General features: G+C 38.2%; 1 pseudogene. It reads left to right on the top strand.

What is annotated here, in order from left to right:
• Positions 1 to 799: pseudogene (locus tag QM959_RS09535) on the top strand (YSIRK signal domain/LPXTG anchor domain surface protein); the annotation flags it as partial.

Here is a 799-nt window from a genome sequence, read left to right as displayed (position 1 = left end):
ACTCTGACTCAAGTGTCATCAGAAGCTGAAGTAACTAATAAATTGGCTGAGGTTGAACTTGCTAAGGCTGACGTGAAAGAAGAAAATAAGGTAGCGGTTACAGCAGCAGTCGCTAAAAACCAAGTAGTTCTTACTGAGACTAAGGCTCTTCTAGCTGATAAAAGTGTCACAAAAGAGCAGGTAGATGCACAATTGGAACGTCTTAATGAATCAATCCTTGCAGTCTACAATGAGTTGAAAAATGCAGGAATCGGTCGTGATGGTAAGTTTGCAGTAGCTCTTTCAGCTAATGAAGGGTATACAGCAGCCTCTACAGAGTTAAGAAAAGAAAATGGTGAATTTGCTACAGCAACAGGTAAATCTTATAAAGTATTAGATGGTAACAACAATTACAAAATTTATGTTCATGGTTATCAATCAGAGAATACAGAAGTGCCTGCGGCTAATAGTGGACAAGCAGGGATAAGTGGTCGTACTGATATTCCTTTATCAAAAACAGAAGCTCAGAAACTTGGTCGTGAAGCTGCTCTATGGAAAGGGAAACTTCGTGCTACAGGAAAAACTAATGGGAATACAATATGGGGTGCAGGAGGTGCTTATGAGTATCTAGCTACAGAAATCTATGGTTATACTTATGAGCAAGGAAACCACTATGTATATATCACTGATGCTAAAAAACGTTTCACATTATCACCAGAAGCAGAAGCTGCGGGATATAAAATTAAAGATATCCAACTAAGTAACTTAATTCCTGGTACAGGATATAATGAAAAAACAGATACTGTAGAAGGATACGTAG

Origin of the sequence: Streptococcus mitis, assembly GCF_047459985.1 — a bacterium.
GTDB classification, from domain to species: Bacteria; Bacillota; Bacilli; order Lactobacillales; family Streptococcaceae; genus Streptococcus; species Streptococcus mitis_DZ.
The sequence above is the reverse complement of the archived record's forward strand: the minus strand, read 5'-3'. Positions and strand labels throughout refer to the sequence as shown.